Origin of the sequence: Microbacterium aurugineum, assembly GCF_023101205.1 — a bacterium.
Taxonomy (GTDB): domain Bacteria; phylum Actinomycetota; class Actinomycetes; order Actinomycetales; family Microbacteriaceae; genus Microbacterium; species Microbacterium aurugineum.
Window position 1 is genome coordinate 2,027,782 of sequence record NZ_CP078078.1, and the last position, 15,678, is coordinate 2,043,459.

General features: G+C 69.1%; 15 protein-coding genes and 1 tRNA gene. 6 read left to right on the top strand and 10 right to left on the bottom strand.

What is annotated here, in order from left to right:
- Together KV397_RS09865 and lysA are read right to left on the bottom strand one after the other, a co-directional pair.
- On the bottom strand, positions 1-1,305 hold the full coding sequence (locus tag KV397_RS09865) for a homoserine dehydrogenase (protein ID WP_131492151.1): 1,305 nt from the start codon (positions 1,303-1,305) through the stop codon (positions 1-3).
- A 21-nt stretch (positions 1,306-1,326) separates the two neighbouring features.
- On the bottom strand, positions 1,327-2,745 hold the full coding sequence (lysA, locus tag KV397_RS09870; protein ID WP_261811183.1) for a diaminopimelate decarboxylase: 1,419 nt from the start codon (positions 2,743-2,745) through the stop codon (positions 1,327-1,329).
- 149 nt (positions 2,746-2,894) lie between these two features.
- On the opposite strand from lysA, the gene KV397_RS09875 reads away from it, so the two are divergent.
- The 4 genes from KV397_RS09875 (at position 2,895) to KV397_RS09890 (ending at position 6,231) form a co-directional block, all read left to right on the top strand.
- Positions 2,895-3,941: a YihY/virulence factor BrkB family protein gene (locus tag KV397_RS09875; protein ID WP_131492153.1), complete on the top strand. Its 1,047-nt coding sequence runs from the start codon at positions 2,895-2,897 to the stop codon at positions 3,939-3,941.
- Between the two features lie 76 nt (positions 3,942-4,017).
- Complete coding sequence (locus tag KV397_RS09880; RefSeq protein WP_261811184.1) at positions 4,018-4,920, top strand: alpha/beta fold hydrolase; 903 nt, start codon at positions 4,018-4,020, stop codon at positions 4,918-4,920.
- Positions 4,898-5,482: a TetR/AcrR family transcriptional regulator gene (locus KV397_RS09885; protein ID WP_153243918.1), complete on the top strand. Its 585-nt coding sequence runs from the start codon at positions 4,898-4,900 to the stop codon at positions 5,480-5,482. The genes KV397_RS09880 and KV397_RS09885 overlap by 23 nt, the downstream gene beginning before the upstream one ends.
- A complete protein-coding gene (locus tag KV397_RS09890) occupies positions 5,479-6,231 on the top strand; it encodes an alpha/beta fold hydrolase (RefSeq protein WP_227991598.1) in 753 nt (250 codons plus the stop codon). Before KV397_RS09885 ends, KV397_RS09890 begins: the two co-directional genes overlap by 4 nt.
- Before the next feature lie 10 nt (positions 6,232-6,241).
- Here KV397_RS09890 and KV397_RS09895 read toward each other — a convergent pair whose 3' ends face one another.
- Together KV397_RS09895 and argS are read right to left on the bottom strand one after the other, a co-directional pair.
- Positions 6,242-7,087 (bottom strand): LmeA family phospholipid-binding protein, encoded by an 846-nt coding sequence (locus KV397_RS09895; protein ID WP_261811185.1) that lies wholly within the window; start codon positions 7,085-7,087, stop codon positions 6,242-6,244.
- A 10-nt stretch (positions 7,088-7,097) separates the two neighbouring features.
- Positions 7,098-8,762, bottom strand: coding sequence for an arginine--tRNA ligase (gene argS, locus KV397_RS09900; RefSeq protein ID WP_261811186.1), 1,665 nt, complete (start codon positions 8,760-8,762; stop codon positions 7,098-7,100).
- Positions 8,763-8,980: 218 nt separating this feature from the next.
- On the opposite strand from argS, the gene KV397_RS09905 reads away from it, so the two are divergent.
- Positions 8,981-9,670 carry an SGNH/GDSL hydrolase family protein gene (locus tag KV397_RS09905; protein WP_261811187.1) on the top strand — a complete coding sequence of 230 codons (690 nt, stop codon included), beginning with the start codon at positions 8,981-8,983 and terminating at the stop codon, positions 9,668-9,670.
- Positions 9,671-9,686: 16 nt separating this feature from the next.
- Positions 9,687-9,759 (top strand) — tRNA-Arg (locus tag KV397_RS09910).
- Positions 9,760-9,876: 117 nt separating this feature from the next.
- Here KV397_RS09910 and KV397_RS09915 read toward each other — a convergent pair.
- Genes KV397_RS09915 through KV397_RS09940 form a run of 6 tightly spaced genes read right to left on the bottom strand, consistent with a single transcriptional unit; the run spans position 9,877 to position 15,673 of the window.
- Complete coding sequence (locus tag KV397_RS09915; protein ID WP_131492158.1) at positions 9,877-10,416, bottom strand: histidine phosphatase family protein; 540 nt, start codon at positions 10,414-10,416, stop codon at positions 9,877-9,879.
- Positions 10,413-11,480, bottom strand: a complete 1,068-nt coding sequence (locus KV397_RS09920; RefSeq protein WP_131492159.1) for an ABC transporter ATP-binding protein — start codon at positions 11,478-11,480, stop codon at positions 10,413-10,415. Before KV397_RS09920 ends, KV397_RS09915 begins: the two co-directional genes overlap by 4 nt.
- Before the next feature lie 14 nt (positions 11,481-11,494).
- Complete coding sequence (locus tag KV397_RS09925) at positions 11,495-13,165, bottom strand: ABC transporter permease (RefSeq protein WP_261811188.1); 1,671 nt, start codon at positions 13,163-13,165, stop codon at positions 11,495-11,497.
- Positions 13,166-14,200 (bottom strand): ABC transporter substrate-binding protein, encoded by a 1,035-nt coding sequence (locus KV397_RS09930; RefSeq protein ID WP_261811189.1) that lies wholly within the window; start codon positions 14,198-14,200, stop codon positions 13,166-13,168.
- Between the two features lie 16 nt (positions 14,201-14,216).
- Positions 14,217-15,005: a metallophosphoesterase family protein gene (locus KV397_RS09935; protein WP_153243914.1), complete on the bottom strand. Its 789-nt coding sequence runs from the start codon at positions 15,003-15,005 to the stop codon at positions 14,217-14,219.
- Entirely contained in the window at positions 15,002-15,673 is a 672-nt protein-coding gene (locus KV397_RS09940; RefSeq protein WP_261811190.1) for a tyrosine-protein phosphatase, read from the bottom strand. The genes KV397_RS09935 and KV397_RS09940 overlap by 4 nt, the downstream gene beginning before the upstream one ends.
- Positions 15,674-15,678: the final 5 nt, after the last annotated feature.

Consider the following 15,678-nt stretch of genomic DNA (forward strand, 5'->3'; position numbering starts at 1 on the left):
TCACTCGCCTTCCACGCGGAGCACCGACACGACCCGTGCCACGACGGCACTGTCGGCAAGGGCGTCGACGGTGGCGCTGAGTGCCTGCTCGGTCGCACGGTGGGTTCCGATGATCAACCGTGCGGTCGGCTCGTCCTCGCCTTCGACGGTCTGCACGACGGTCGCGACGGAGACTCCTCCGTCGCTGAGGATGCCCGCGACCGTGGCGAGCACTCCGGGCGCATCCGAGACCTCGAGCGTGATCTGGTAGCGCGTGGTGACGTGTCCGATCGGGACGACCGGAAGATTGGCGCGGGTCGATTCGCCCACGCCGACGCCGCCGGCGATGTGGCGACGGGCCGCCGAGACCACGTCTCCGAGCACGGCGGACGCGGTCTGGACGCCACCGGCACCCGCACCGTAGAACATCAGGGATCCGGCGGCCTCCGCCTCGACGAACACGGCGTTGTTGGCACCGTGCACCGAAGCGAGGGGGTGGGAGTTCGGGACAAGCGCCGGGTACACGCGCACCGAGATCGACTCGGCACCGTTCGCCTCGATCCGCTCGCACACGGCGAGCAGCTTGATCACGAAGCCCGCTGCGCGCGCCTCCTCGATCATCGACGGGGTGATCGACGTGATCCCCTCGCGGTACACGGCATCGAGCGGCACCGCGGTGTGGAAGGCGAGGCTCGCGAGGATCGCGGCCTTCTGCGCGGCGTCATAGCCCTCGACATCGGCGGTCGGGTCGGCCTCGGCGTACCCGAGGCGCTGCGCGTCGGCGAGCACATCGGCGAAGTCCGCGCCCTCGCTGTCCATCCGATCGAGGATGTAGTTCGTGGTGCCGTTCACGATGCCCATGATGCGCACCACCCGGTCGCCCGCCAGCGAGTCGCGCAGGGGGCGGATGATCGGGATCGCACCCGCCGCCGCGGCTTCGTAGTACACGGAGGCACCGACGCGGTCGGCCGCTTCGAACAGCTCGGGGCCGTGGGTCGCCAGCAGCGCCTTGTTGGCCGTGACCACGTCCGCACCGGCGCCGATCGCCTGCAGGATGGTGCTGCGGGCCGGCTCGATGCCGCCGATGAGTTCGATCACGATGTCCGCGCCGAGGACCAGCGATTCCGCATCGGTGGTGAAGAGCTCCGCGGGGAGATCGACGTCGCGGGGCGCGTTCACATCGCGCACTGCGATGCCGGCGAGTTCCAGTTCGGCACCCGCCCGGTCGGCCAGCTCGTCACCGTGTCGCAGCAGGAGCGCCGCGACCTGGGAGCCGACCGCTCCCGCACCCAGCAGTGCCACACGAAGTCGTCGGTAGTCAGTCATGGTTACTCCTTCGGAGGTGGGTCATTTGTCTCGATCGACGGCCGGCGCCCCGTCGATGCCCGTGTCACGGGCCAGCACATCGTCGAGGGTCTCGCCACGGACGATGACCGTCGACCGGCCTTCGCGCACGGCGACGACCGGTGGACGCGGAACGTGGTTGTAGTTGCTGGCCAACGAGACGCAGTACGCGCCGGTCGCCGGTACCGCCAAGAGGTCTCCGGGCACGAGATCGTCGGGCAGATACTCGTGATCGACCACGATGTCGCCCGATTCGCAGTGTTTGCCGACGACGCGGCTGAGGCGGGGCTCGCCCGCACCGACACGCGAAGCAAGCCGTGCGGAGAACTGCGCGCCGTACAGAGCGGGGCGCGCGTTGTCGCTCATTCCGCCATCGACGCTGACGTAGCGGCGCACGGCACCCGACTCCACCGTCACGTCCTTGGTGGTGCCGACCTCGTAGATGGTGACGCCGGCGGTACCGACGATCGCGCGGCCGGGTTCGAACGACAGGGCAGGCATCGGGATTCCGCGCGCGGCACACCCCTCCGCCACCGCGGCAACGATCTCGCCGGCGAGGTCCTCGATCGGTGTCGGGTCGTCCACGCGCGTGTAGGCGATGCCGAAGCCGCCGCCGAGGTTGAGCTGCGGCACCGGGCCGTCCTGGAGCAGGGTGGCATGCAGGTCGAGCACGCGCGACGCCGACTCGCGGAATCCCGCGACGCCGAAGATCTGTGAGCCGATGTGACAGTGCAGGCCCGCGAACACCAGCCCGGGAATCTCACGGATCCGGGCGACGGCGTGCTCGGCGTCCGGCAGCGGGAAGCCGAACTTCTGATCCTCGTGGGCCGTGGCGAGGAAGTCGTGGGTCTCGGCGTGCACACCGCTGATCACACGCACCAGGACCCGTTGCGTGGCGCCGGTGCGGGCGGTGATGGCCGCGAGCCGCTCGATCTCGATCGCGCTGTCCACGATGACCGTGCCGACTCCGACCTCGACGGCACGCTCCAGCTCGGCGACCGACTTGTTGTTGCCGTGGAAACCGAGGGACGCCGGGGCGACACCGGCAGCGAGCGCGACCGCGAGCTCCCCTCCGGTGCAGACGTCGATGCGGAGCCCCTCGTCGACAACCCAGCGCGCCACGGTCGTGCACAGGAACGCCTTGCCTGCGTAGTAGACCTGCGCCGTCGTCCCGTGCGCGGCCGCTGCACGATCGAACGCGACACGGAATCGTCGAGCACGACCCCGCACCTCATCCTCGTCCAGGACCAGCAGCGGCGAGCCGTAGGTACGGGTGAGCGAGGGGGCGCTGACGCCGGCGATGAGCAGCGCGCCGTCGTCGTCGCGCACGGCGGACTCGGGCCAGACGCCGTCGGCGAGATCGTTCGCGTCGTCGGGGACGACGAGCCATTCCGGAGCGAGCGAATCGGCAGGGGGAAGCACTGATCACCAATCGTGGGAAGGATCTCGGGCGAGCGGGCGCACATCGAGGTTGTCCCGATTCTAGGGCACCGGCCCCGCCACCCTGGTCAGAGTGACGCTCGACGTCAAGCCCCCTGTGATGAGCAGTTCACGGCTCCTAGGGTGGGGACGTGGCGAACACCGAAACACCGACAGACTCCCCCGCGCGCCCCGGACTGGTCGCGCGCATCACGGGCCCGCTCATCGCGTGGGCTCTGGCACGGCGCCCGGTGCGCGCGGCATTGCTGTACAGCGAGCGACGCGGGCCGATGCTCGCCGACAGCGTCACCTACCGCGCGTTGTTCAGCGTCTTCGCCGGCGTACTGCTCGGCTTCTCGATCGCCGCGCTCTGGCTTGCGGGGAATCCGGCAGCGTTGCAGGCGATCATCGATGCCGTCGAGGCGGCCGTGCCGGGACTGATCGGAGAGGAAGGGGTGATCGATCCGGACGCCCTCCGGGCGCCCGCGTCCTTCTCCATCGCCGGCATCATCTCCCTGATCGCCCTGGTGGGCGCCGCGCTGAGCGCCATCGGCTCGTTGCGCACGGCGGTGCGGGTCCTCGCCGGCACCCTGCAGGACGACATCCTGTGGATCTGGGTCATCCTGCGCAATCTCGCTCTCGCGCTCGGCATCGGTCTGGCGTTCGTCGTCTCGGCAGGACTCACGTTCGTCGGTCAGCTCGGCGTGACGTGGATCGCCGACATCCTGGGCCTCCCGTCCGATTCCCCTGCGGTGACGTGGGGCGTGCGTCTGCTCTCACTCCTGGTCGTGTTCGCTCTCGACACCGCACTCATCATCGGCGTCTTCCGCGTGCTCTCGGGAGTGCGCCCGGCCGCGCGCTCCCTGTGGCCCGGCGCGCTGCTCGGCGCCTTCGGCCTCCTGGTCCTGCAGGAGCTGTCCGGCCTGTTCGTGGGCGGCGCGACGAGCAACCCGCTCCTCGCCTCCTTCGCCACGCTGCTCGCGCTGCTCATCTGGTTGAACTTCTCCGCGCAGGTGATGCTGTTCGCCTGCGCGTACATCGTCACGGCCGAGGAAGAGGCCTCGGACCGCGTGCACGCACGTTATGCCGCGACCACCTTCCCTCAGCGGCGTCTGCAGCGGGCCGAGGTCGACGTGCGGATTGCGACGGCGGAGCTGCGGGCCGCGCAGGAGGCCGTAGCAGCGGACACGTCGTCCTAGCGTCACCGCGCCCCGCTACATCACCACGGCTCCGTTGTGACCATTCCGCCTATACTGGTCACAACGAGAGGAAGCCATGCACGCTCGACGACGGCGGATCGACCTTCCCCACGCCACGCTCTCCGCGCTGGAGTGGCGGCCGTCGACGGAGTCCGGGCCGCCCGTGCTGCTGTTGCACGGTGGAGGTGCCGACAGTGCCGCTCTCTCCTGGGGCGAGGTCGGCCCCGCCCTCGCCGACGCCGGACACCGCGTCTTCGCGCCTGATCATCCCGGCTTCGGACAGAGCCCGAGCGCCGCGTGGACCCTCACGCAGGAGAACCTCGTCCGCCACGTAGGCGAACTCGTCGACGCCCTCGAGCTGAGCGACTACGCGATCGCCGGACTCTCCCTCGGCGGCGGGATGACGATCGGGCATCTGTTCGACCGCCCCGCCGGGGCGCGCACCGCTGTCCTCCTCGGATGCTACGGAGTGATGCCCCGCCTCGCCGACGGCCCGCTCGGTCGGGTGACCCATCTGGCCTCCTTCCTCCTCCTGCGCTCGGGCCTGCTGGCTGCGATGACCCGCTCGTACGCGCGCAACGCCTCGGCGATGGAGCGCGGTCTGCGCGACCTGGTCCGCGATCCGCGTGCGCGCACACCGGAACTCGTGGACGCCGTGGCCGTCGAAGCGGCGAACGGAACAGGCTTGGCGACCTTCGGTCAGTGGCAGCGCGACCAAGTGCAGTGGAATCGGTTGCGCACGGTCTACACGGAACGGCTGCCGTCGATCCGCACCCCGACGCTGTTCGTGCACGGAACCCGGGACTCGGGCGTTCCGCTCGCACGCATCGAGAAGGCCTCTGAGCTGCTGCCGGATGCAGCCCTGCTCACGGTCCCCGAAGCCGGGCACTGGGTCCAGCGCGACCGGCCCGATCTCGTGATCCCCGCGATGATCGAACACCTGCGAAGGAGCGACGATGCCGCGACCGCGCGTCCCTGACCGGAGAGAACGCATCCTCGATGCCGCAGAAGAGCTCGTGCTCGCTCAGGGCTTCGACCATATGAGTGTCGCGTCCGTCGCCGCACGCGCAGGCATCGGCAAGGGCGCCGTGTATCTGGAGTTCGCCGGCAAACGTGATGTCCTCGATGCCCTGCTCCTGCGAGGGAACAGGCGCATGGCCGATCGCGTCCGCCGCGAACTGGGAGACCACCCTCGTCTCGGCGATGCCTGCCGGGCGACTGCGCGAGCACTGCTGGATGATCCGCTGATGACTGCGGCCTTCCTGGATGACCGGGGCGTGCTCGGCTCCCACGTGATGGAGGTGACCGACGACCGCTACCGGACACGCCATCACCGAGTGGTCGAGTGGTTCCGGGAACTGCAGGATCGCCACCTCATCATCGCCGACGTCGATCCCCGCTCGCTCGCCCTGGCCCTGTCGAGCACGACGATCGGGCTCCTCTCTGCGGCGCGTCTGCTCGGCCCGCTCGATCGGTCCGTGCTGGAGGACACGATCGACACCATCGGCCGGATGGCCGCGACCTTCGAAACGGAGCGATGATGCAACGGGAATCCTCCGCTCCGGCCCACGACGGCCCAGTGCTGCTCCTCCACGGCGGGGGCGTGGCCGGATGGATGTGGGATCCGCTGCGTTCCCACCTCACCGCGGAGCATCGCCTCCTCGTTCCGGACCTCCCGGGCCATGGTCGCAATGCGGCCGATCCGTATGTGTCGCACGCAGAGACCACCGCCGCACTCGCGCAACTCCTCGAGGAGGAAGGAGGTTCTGCGACGGTCGTCGGGTTCTCGCTCGGCGCACAACTGGCCGTCCGACTCGCCGCGGAACGGCCCGACCTCGTGGACCGCGTGGTCGTCATCAGCGCGCAGGCCACGCCGATGCGAGGCACCGCCGCGACGCTCGCGATGCTCGGCGCCCTGTCGTGGCTCGCGCGGCAGAGGTGGTTCGCGAAGCTGCAAGCGCGTCAGCTGTACATCCCCGATGAACTCCTCCCCGAGTACATCCGGACCTCCGCAGGCATATCCCGAGAGACCCTCCTGCGCTCCGTCGAAGAGAATCTCCGGTTCGTTCCCCCCACGGCGTGGGGAGCCTTTCCCGGCGACGCGTTGATCCTGGTCGGCGCCGCGGAGAAAGCACTCATGAAACGCTCTGCCGCCGCACTCGACGCGGCCCTCCCACAGAGCACGCTCCAGGTCGTGGACGGATGCGGCCACGGCATACCGCTGCAACGTCCGGCCTGGCTGGCACAGCGGATCGAGGACTGGCTCGCCGACACCGCTGAACGCCCCTAGCGACGCTCCCTCAGCTCGGGCAGACGCCCTTGTCCTGCAACGACGTGTCCGTGACGATCGCTCCGTCGACGTCGACGTCGATCACCGCCGCGCCATCGACGATCTCGAGCCCGGTGAGGGTGAGTCCGGCGGGGAGTTGATCGGCGATGCACACCCGCTGCGGTTTCGTGACCTCCTGACCGAGCGAGCCGAGCGTCGAACCGACCTGATCGAGGTCGATGTCGAGCCCGCCGATGCTGGCGGCCACCGGTGTGAGTTCGAGGTCGCCGTCGACGACTCCGGGGGTGACGGTCAAGGAGAGCGGCACGGACGCGCCGAACACGGTGATCGATCCGCTCACGGTGGCGTTCGGAGCCTCGAGCTCGACGGATTCGATGGGAAGGTCTGTGCCGGCGAGCAGGGAGGTGAACTGCCCCTGATCGATGCGGATCGTCCCGGAGGCGCCGCCGAGCTCACCGCCGCGCAGCGGGACGTCGGTCGCCATGACCTCCGCCGCACCCGTGATGCCTTCGAGGGTGACCGAATCGGTCGACAGACGCAGGGACTCCAGGTTTCCGCCGATGAGTTGCGGAAGCACCAGGCCGTGCGTCTCGACATCGAGCTGCTGATCGGCGGGCAGATCGAGCTGCTCCACGACGATCGACCGCACGATGCCCGGCAGCACGGCGCGCGCCACGAACTCGGCGGCGACGACGAGCGCTGCCAGAACGATCACCACGACCAGCAGCACCCAGGGCCAGCGACGTCTCCGGGTCGCTCCCTCGGGTGACTGCTCAGGCGAAGAACCGGGGATCACGAGCGTCGGATGCTCGGCACCGGCCTCCGGATACGGGAGGGTGTGGTTGTCGTCGCTCATGACGCGACCATCACATGCGCTCGGGTGCGCTGACCCCGAGGAGGTCGAGGCCGTTGCGGAACACCTGACCGGCGGCATCATTCAGCCACAGGCGGGTGCGGTGGACCGTCTCGATCGGGTCATCGCCCTGAGGGATGACGCGGCAGTTGTCGTACCAGCGGTGGTACAGCCCCGCGAGCTCCTCGAGGTACCGCGCGACACGGTGGGGCTCACGCACCTGGGCGGCGAACGCGACGATGCGCGGGAACTCCTGCAGAGCCCCGAGAAGGGCGGCCTCGGATTCGTGCGTGAGGGTCTCCGGGGCAAACTCGGAGCGGTCGACGCCGGAGTCGGCGGCGTTGCGGGCGACGTTGTGGGTGCGGGCATGGGCGTACTGCACGTAGAACACCGGGTTGTCGTTGGTGCGCTTCTGCAGCAGCTCGGGATCGAGATCGAGCGGGGAGTCCGCCGGCGAGCGCTCCAAGGAGTAACGGAGCGCGTCGGTGCCGAGCCAGTCGAGCAGGTCGTCCATCTCGATGATGTTGCCGGCGCGCTTGCTGAGTCGGGCACCGTTGATCGACACCATCTGTCCGATCAGCACCTCGACGTTCTTTTCCGGATCCTCACCCGCCGCTCCCGCGATGGCCTTGAGCCGGTGCACATAACCGTGGTGGTCGGCGCCGAGAAGGTAGATCTTGTTCTGGAACCCGCGGTCTCCCTTGTTCAGGTAGTACGCGGCATCGGCGGCGAAGTAGGTGTACTCGCCGTTCGAACGGCGGATGACACGGTCCTTGTCGTCGCCGAAGTCGGTGGTGCGCACCCAGACCGCACCGTCCTCGTCGAAGACGTGGCCCTGCTCGCGCAGACGGTCGACGGCCTGATCGATCAGGCTCGACCCCGACGCGTCCTTCGCGTGCAGCGTGCGCTCGGAGAACCACACGTCGAAGGGCACGTTGAAGCGGCCGAGGGAGGACCGGATCTCGGCGAGCTGGAATTCATAGGCGAGCTCGAGTGCCACCTCCGACTGCTCGTCGTCGGGCAGCTGGAGCAGATCCGGGCGCGCTTCGAGAACACGACCGGCGAGCGTCGTGATGTACTCCCCCGGATAGCCGCCCTCGGGGGTGGGCTCGCCCTTCGCCGCAGCGAGAACCGAAAGGGCGAAGCGCTCCATCTGCGCGCCGGCATCGTTGATGTAGTACTCCCGGACGGCGTTCGCGCCGCTCGCGAGGAGGAGGCGGACGATCGAGTCGCCGAGAGCGGCCCACCGCGTGTGTGCGATGTGCAACGGCCCCGTCGGGTTCGCAGAGACGAACTCCACGTTGACGCTGACGCCTTCCTGCGACGTGTTGGTGCCGTAGGCGGAGCCCGCGTCGACGATGACCTTCGCCAGGGCGCCGGCGGCGGCCGCATCGAGCCGGATGTTGATGAAGCCCGGACCGGCGACCTCGGCGCTCGCGATCCCCTCGACCCCACCGAGACCGTCGGCGATCTGCTGGGCGAGCTCCCGCGGGTTCGTGCCGAAGGGCTTGGCCAGGCGCATGGCGATGTTCGTCGCCCAGTCGCCGTGGTCGCGGTTGCGCGGACGCTCCAGCACGATGTCGGCGGCGGTGAGTTCCAGAGGCTCACCGGGACGTCGTTCCTCGGCGAGGGGTGCGAGGACGGCAAGGACGGCGGCGGCGAGCGATTCGGGGTTCATAGCCTTCTCAGTTTACGGGGCGCCACGTCGGCATCCGACGGCACGGGACGTGCGGAATTCGCAATCCGCTCACGGTGATCTACTCTCGTCCCATGAAGGCCACCGTCCCGCGCCGTCGACTGCACCGCGCAGGAGTGGCCATCGCCCTCCTCCTCGCCGTGACTGCGGGTGTTCTCGGAGTATGGCGACCGTGGATCCCCCTTCCCGCGGCGGCACCGATGGGCGCCGCGATCGAGGGTGCAGACGCCGCGTCCGAGGCACTCGCCCCTGCTCCCCTCACCCTGCCCGCGCACCCGACCGTTCTGGTCTTCGGCGACTCCTGGACCTACGGCTCTGCGGCGACGGTACCGACCCTCGGCTACGCCTACGTCCTCGCGAGCCTGATCGACGGCCAGACGATCGTGAACGGCGTCCGAGGGAGCGGGTACCTCAAGCCCGGTCTCGACGGCCCGGCCTTCGGCGAGCGCATCGCTGCACTCGACCCCGCCCTCTCCCCCGACCTCGTGATCATGCAGGGATCCATCAACGACCGGAAGCAGGGCGTCGCAGGCTACCGCGAGGCCGTCGCCGCAGCCTGGGACGCGATGGCTGCGAAGTATCCGGAGGCGGCAATCGTCGTGCTCGGCCCGGCACCGCACGAACTCCCCGTGGGCGCGACGACCGCTCGCATCGACACGGATCTGGGTGAGCTCGCCGCGGCACGGGGCTGGTGGTACATCTCCCCCATCGCCCAGGGCTGGATCACCGCGCAGAACTATCTCGATGTGATCGACGTCGATCTGGGACGCAAGCACCCTTCGACCGAAGGACACCGCTACCTGGCCGAAAAGGTCGCTGCCGCCCTCGACGAGATGCGCGCCGCGCCGGTCACCGAGGCGGGTGGGTCGGAGACGACCCCCGACGAGTGATATTGTCGATCGGTACGCCTCCGTAGCTCAGTGGATAGAGCGCCGGTTTCCGGTACCGTAGGTCGCAGGTTCGACTCCTGTCGGGGGCACAACACCATCAGAAGGCCGCTCTTCGGAGCGGCCTTCCGTGTTCCAGCCACCCCGATATGAGATTCGCGAGGTTCGGGCGCGACCAGGAGCCGACGATGGCAGCGTCTCCGGCGTGGTCATTCCGTCACGCGCCGCGCGGTGTACCCGGCAGCTTGGTCTCCGTCGAGCAGGATGACATCGCCGTTCGACAGCCGCGAGCACGGCTGCTCCGTCACCGTCTCGATGCCGAGCCGCAAGAGCGTGCCGTGCGCCACGACCACGGTGTTCACTCCCTCCCGAAGGAGCTCTCTCAGGGCACCGGCAGCGCGGTCGGCAGTGGCCGCGACGGATTCGGCACCCGGATACTCCTGGTCCGGCCACCGCTCCCAGACCTCGGCGATCGGCAGACCGTCGGCCTCACCGTAGTGCCGCTCGACGAGGTCCTCATGCACGCGGTAGTCCGCACGGGGGATGTGACCACGGATGATCTCGGCCGACTGCGCCGCACGTCGCAGCGGAGACGTGACGATCTGCGACCAGACTGCCCTCGCCAGCAGACGACCCGCAGCATCGGCCTGGGCCTCACCGACCCGATCGAGGGCGATGTCGGACTGCCCCTGCATTCTGCGTTCGTGATTCCACGCGGTCCGTCCGTGCCTGACCAGCGCGAGCGTCATGCCGACATCACCGCCTCGCGCGCGGCAGCGTGTCCCCCGGCCTGTGGATAGACCACCGCCTCTTCGATGTGGACGGAGACGGCATCCCCGACCAGATGACGGCTTCCGCTCGTCCGCGCACGGAGATGTGTGCCCTGCCAGTCCACGACGACGTCGCTGCCGTCGGGGGCGAAGAGCGAGGAGCGGATGACGGCATCGCCGCCCGGTGTGAGGGTGATGGAGCCGGGAAGGACCGCAGCGGTAGCCCGCGCAACGCTCGCCCGTCCGGGGCAGGGGACGCTCAGCGGATGATCGGCGGCAGAGAAGACGCCGTCGACGACATGTCCCTCCACGAGCGTGGCGTCGGAGAGGAACTTCGCGACGAACGGGCTGTCCGGGCGAGCGAGCAGGTTCGTCGGGGTGTCGACCTGTTGGATGCGTCCCCCGTCGAGCACGGCGACGCGGTCGGCGAGCGCGAGAGCCTCCGAACGGTCGTGGGTCACATGGACGACGGTCAACCCCATCTCCCGCGTGAGGGTGCGCAGCTCGAGACGAAGCCGATCACGGAGTGGTTCGTCGAGGGCGGAGAGCGCTTCGTCCAGGAGAAGCACGCGGGGGCGAGCGACCAGAGCACGGGCCAGGGCGACACGCTGTCTCTGGCCACCGGACAGAGTGGCAGGGTCACGGCGCTCGTAGCCCGCGAGTCCCACGAGGTCCAATGCCTCGCCGACGCGGGTCCGTCGTTCGGCGCGCGGGACCTTGGCGCGCCGCAACGGATACTCGACGTTGCGACCTACGTCCCAGTGCGGCCAGACGGCGTGCTGCTGGAACACCATCCCGAGCCGCCGCTGCTCCGGTGGCACGGCGACGCCCGGGCCGGCGATGACGCGATCGTCGATCAGGACCCGACCGGCCGTGGGCGTCAAGAACCCTGCGATACTGCGCAGCAGCGTCGTCTTCCCGGATCCGGACGGGCCGACGAGGGCGAGGAACTCCCCGTCTGCGATCTGCAGGTCGATGTCGGCGAGTCCGACGGCACCGGAGCGGTATCGCAGAGAGACGTGATCGAGCGTGACGGAGGCCATGGGCGTCCTTTCTGTTACTTCGTCTTCGGGATCGCAAGCCCGATGACGGCGAGTCCGAGCACGGCCACGATGAGCGACCATGCGGCGGCGGTGCTGAACGCGCCCGCCTGTTGAAAGCTGAAGATCGCGACCCCGAGGGTCTGCGACCCGGGAGAGAGGAGAAGCACCGAGAGTGTGAGTTCACGCACAGCGGTGACGGCGACGATCACGGCGCCGGAGAGAGCGGCGGGCGCCGCCATGCGGCAGGAGATGTCGATCAGGGCGCGCACCCGTGTCGCACCGCCGATCCGCGCCGCCTCTTCCGCACTGGTCGGTGTCGATGCGAGCGGAGCCGCGACAGCCTGCACCACGAGCGCTGTGAACGAGGTGACGTATGCCGCGAGGATCAGCCACGGTGTGTTGAACAGCCCCAGCGCAGGTGCGAGCACGAGCCAGGCCACGGCGATGACGATGCCGGGCACTGCCTGCGGCACCATCGCGACGGCCCCGAGCGCCCGGGTGGCACGACTCGGAACCCGCGACACGAGCAATCCGATGCCCAGACCCACGACGCCGCAGATCACCGCCGCCAGGACAGCGAGCATCACCGAGTTCGTCGCCCCCTCCAGCGCGTTCCTCGTGGTGAGTGCACGGATGAGGTGGTCCAGTGTGAGGTTGTCCCAGGTGAGGGGCACGCCGGGCGCGCGCAGCAACGTCTGCGTCAGCAGGGCGATGAGGGGCAGGACCGTGATGGTCAGCACCACGAGCCACATCGCCACTCCGAGCCCGCCCCGAGCGCGACCGAGCGAGACGCGTTCGATGACGGCGCTCGAGGAATCCAGTTCCCATCCGCGTCGTCCGATCATGGCATCGGCGACCAGCGCGAGGACCGCCAGCACCAGCAGGACGATGCCTATCGTCGCGACCACGGCCAGCGGGTCATCGACCGTGCCCGACTGCAGGTAGCGGTAGACGAGGGTCGCAAGGGTCGTGAAGCGCTCGGGCAACCCGATGATCGACGGGATGCCGAAGTCGGCGAGGTTCCCGACCGCGATCAGCACGAACGACGACAGGAGTGCCGGCCTCAGCAGCGGGATCGTGACGGAGGTGAGAGCGCCCACCGGCCCGGCGCCTCCGACCCGCGCGGCCTGTTCGAGATCGGTGGGGATGCGGCGCAATGCCGCAGAGACGATGAGCATGGCGATCGGGTAGCTGTGGATCGTGAGCAGCACGATGACGCCGTCCGCACCGTAGATCGACCAGAGCGGCCCGCCGAACATGTCGCGCCACCACAGGTTCAGCGGGCTGGTGGGGCCGGCAACACCGAGCCAGGCGATGGCGCCGACGAACGGAGGCATGAGCAACGGGCTCAGCGCGAGGAGACGAAGGGCTGAGCGCCCCGGCAGATCGGTGCGTTCCAGGAGCACCGCGAAGGCGGTGCCGACGACGACCGCCAGCACCGCAGAGACCCCGGCGGAGAGCAGGCTGTTCGCACCGGCTTCCAGGACGTCGCCCTGGAGAAGGACCTGTGCCTGCTGTCCTCCGCCTGCCAGCACCAGGATCGCGCCGATGGGGAGCAGGATGAACGCTCCGCAGGCCGCCCACAGGGCGACCGTGAGGAGACTGACCCCGTCGAACCCTCGGGACCCGTCAGCGCGGGTCCGGCGCGATGCCGGACCCGCGACAGGAGTGGAGATGTCGGCCATCTAGAGGAACAGCGAGCGGAAGGTCTCGACCGCGGCGTCCTGCGTGCTGCGGATCGTCTCGAGGTCCGGGGAGAGGATCTCGATGTCGTCCATCGACGGTGCACCGTCCGGCGTGCCGACGTCGGAGCGCACCGGCAGGTACGACTGCTCGACCGCGAGCTCCTGGCCGGCGGCACTCACCAGGAAGTCGACGAACGCCTTCGACGCTGCCTCCGCGTCGGTGTCCGCGAAGATCCCGACGGGCTGGGACACGTACGGCACACCCTCGCTCGGGTAGGACACGGCGATCGGCGACCCCTGTGCGGCGAGCTCGCGGACCAGGTAGTCGACGACGATGCCGACGGGCTGCGCGCCGGTGGCGACGGCCTGAGACACCGGACCGTTGCTGTCGGCGATGACCGGACGGTTCTCGGCCAGAGCCGTCATCCACTTCTCCCCCAGCTGGTCGTCGTCCAGCCACACGGCGGCGTTGTAGGCCGCGGCTCCGGACACATCGGGATTCGGCATCACGATCTTGTCGGCGTACTCGGCGTCGGTGAGGTCCTTCCACGACTCGGGGGCCTCGGTGACGATGCCGGTGTTGTAAGCGATGACGGTGGGGATGATCCTCGTGCCGGTGTAGAAGCCCTCGGGATCGACGACATCGGGATTCAGTGCATCCACGTCAGCCGGTGTGTACTTCAGCAGGAGGTCGTCCGCCGCGTACCCCTCGAACGTGCCGGCATCGGCGGCGAGGAACACATCGGCCTGGATGCCGCCCGACGCCTGCTCTGTCGCGACACGAGTGGTCAGGTCGCCGGTGCCGGCGCGGAAGACCTCGACGGTGATCTCGGGGTGGATCTCATTGAAGGCGGCGACGAGCTCGTCGGCCTTCTCCTGGGGTTCGGAGGTGTAGAGCGTGATGGTCGTCGGTTCCAGGGCCGCGGCGGACTCCTCGGATGTCGCGGTGGATGCCGGCGTCGGGGCGCAGCCGGCGAGGGCGAAGGCGGCGACGCCGAGCAGGGCGACGGGAGCGGTCTTGCGAAGGAATGACATGGTGTCCAATCAGGGTTCAGGTGGAGATGACGGAGGAGAAGATCGGCGCGGGCGAATCGAGCCCGACGTTGGTGACGGCGACCCCGCTCGGCAGGAGGTGCACGAGAGAGAACATCGCGAGGTCGTGTCCGCTCACGCGGTTCGGACCGGCATCCATCACCTGGTGATAGGCCAGCGAGGGACCGACGAAGACGGGGATGCCGCGCAGGGTCGCGGACAGCGGGTGATGGAAGTGCCCGGCGAGAACCGCCCGCACGTCGGAGCCGGTCATGTCGTCGAGGAAGTCGTCCCCGTCCCGCAGGCCCGCCTTCGCCAGCGTCGGCAACGGAGAACCCAGTGGCGCGTGATGAAGCGCCACGACCGTGCCGCTGCCGTGCGGCGTGCGCAACACGTCTCGGAGCCACGCACGCTGGTCGATACCGAGCTCACCGCGAGACGAATCCAGGATGACGAAGCGGAGCTCGTCGATGAGGTACACCCGGTGGTGGGTCCGCTCATGGCCGCGCAGCACACGCGCGGCATCGGGCTCGTCGTGATTGCCGAGTGCCGTGAGCACCGGTACGCCCGCAGTCTCCGAGAGCTCGTCGAATGCGTCGCGCAGCGCCGGGTAGGCGGCGGCGTTCCCCCGCTGCACCAGGTCACCGGTGACGACGATTGCCTCCGGCGTGATGCGGGCATCTCGCAGATAGGCACCGACGGCGCGCAACCGAGCGAATCCGTCGACGGTGTCGTAGAGAAGACCGCTGCTCGTGGCGTGGACATCGCTGAGGTGCAGCACCGTGAGCCGCCCGGTCTCGCGACTCATGCGGAGGCCCCTTCCTTGCGACGCAGCGCTGCGAGGCGGTCCGGAGCGAGACCGTGTTCGCGGAGATACGCCTCGGCCCCACCCTGTTCTCGGATGACGGCCAACGCGTGGGCGATGGCCTCCGGCGGGCTCTCCAGGTGCAGTCGCAGAACCTCGGCTCGCTCCCGGGCGTCGACGGAAACCGCGATGCGCTCGGCATGCTCCTCCCGCACCGGACGAACCTCCGGACCGGATCGCACGTAGTCCGCGATCACATCCTCTTCGCTGACCCCCGCAGCGAGTCGCGCCAGCGCGACGACGAGCCCGGTGCGGTCTTTCCCTGCCGTGCAGTGCACGAGGGCCGCTCCCTCGGCATCCGCGATCGCTCCGACCGCCGCGGTCAGCGCACGCCCCCTGGTTCGGAGCAACCCCTCGTAGATCGCTTCGAGGGAGCCGGTGGCTGGCGGCTCAGCCCCGTAGACGGGGACCGACGCGACACGGATGCGGTGGGAGACGGCTCCGGTCTCCGCGGGCTCGCGCAGATCGACGATGACGCTCACCCGCAGCGCGCTCAGAGCTATCTCTCCCGCATCGCTCAGCGACTCCGGCGCACCGGAGCGGAGTAGCCAGGGCGAACCCGTCGCGTTCGCCCGGACGTTGAACAGACCGTCCACCTCAATCGCCCGCATGAGCC

Bases quoted from the DNA above. Each gene is read 5' to 3' on its own strand.
- argS (WP_261811186.1), bottom strand. From the start codon at position 8,762: ATGAACCCCGAATCGCTCGCCGCCGCCGTCCTTGCCGTCCTCGCACCC.
- KV397_RS09865 (WP_131492151.1), bottom strand. From the start codon at position 1,305: ATGACTGACTACCGACGACTTCGTGTGGCACTGCTGGGTGCGGGAGCG.
- KV397_RS09905 (WP_261811187.1), top strand. From the start codon at position 8,981: ATGGGCGCCGCGATCGAGGGTGCAGACGCCGCGTCCGAGGCACTCGCC.
- KV397_RS09920 (WP_131492159.1), bottom strand. From the start codon at position 11,480: ATGGCCTCCGTCACGCTCGATCACGTCTCTCTGCGATACCGCTCCGGT.
- KV397_RS09935 (WP_153243914.1), bottom strand. From the start codon at position 15,005: ATGAGTCGCGAGACCGGGCGGCTCACGGTGCTGCACCTCAGCGATGTC.
- KV397_RS09880 (WP_261811184.1), top strand. From the start codon at position 4,018: ATGCACGCTCGACGACGGCGGATCGACCTTCCCCACGCCACGCTCTCC.
- KV397_RS09940 (WP_261811190.1), bottom strand. From the start codon at position 15,673: ATGCGGGCGATTGAGGTGGACGGTCTGTTCAACGTCCGGGCGAACGCG.
- KV397_RS09930 (WP_261811189.1), bottom strand. From the start codon at position 14,200: ATGTCATTCCTTCGCAAGACCGCTCCCGTCGCCCTGCTCGGCGTCGCC.
- KV397_RS09890 (WP_227991598.1), top strand. From the start codon at position 5,479: ATGATGCAACGGGAATCCTCCGCTCCGGCCCACGACGGCCCAGTGCTG.
- KV397_RS09915 (WP_131492158.1), bottom strand. From the start codon at position 10,416: ATGACGCTCGCGCTGGTCAGGCACGGACGGACCGCGTGGAATCACGAA.
- KV397_RS09925 (WP_261811188.1), bottom strand. From the start codon at position 13,165: ATGGCCGACATCTCCACTCCTGTCGCGGGTCCGGCATCGCGCCGGACC.
- KV397_RS09895 (WP_261811185.1), bottom strand. From the start codon at position 7,087: ATGAGCGACGACAACCACACCCTCCCGTATCCGGAGGCCGGTGCCGAG.
- KV397_RS09885 (WP_153243918.1), top strand. From the start codon at position 4,898: ATGCCGCGACCGCGCGTCCCTGACCGGAGAGAACGCATCCTCGATGCC.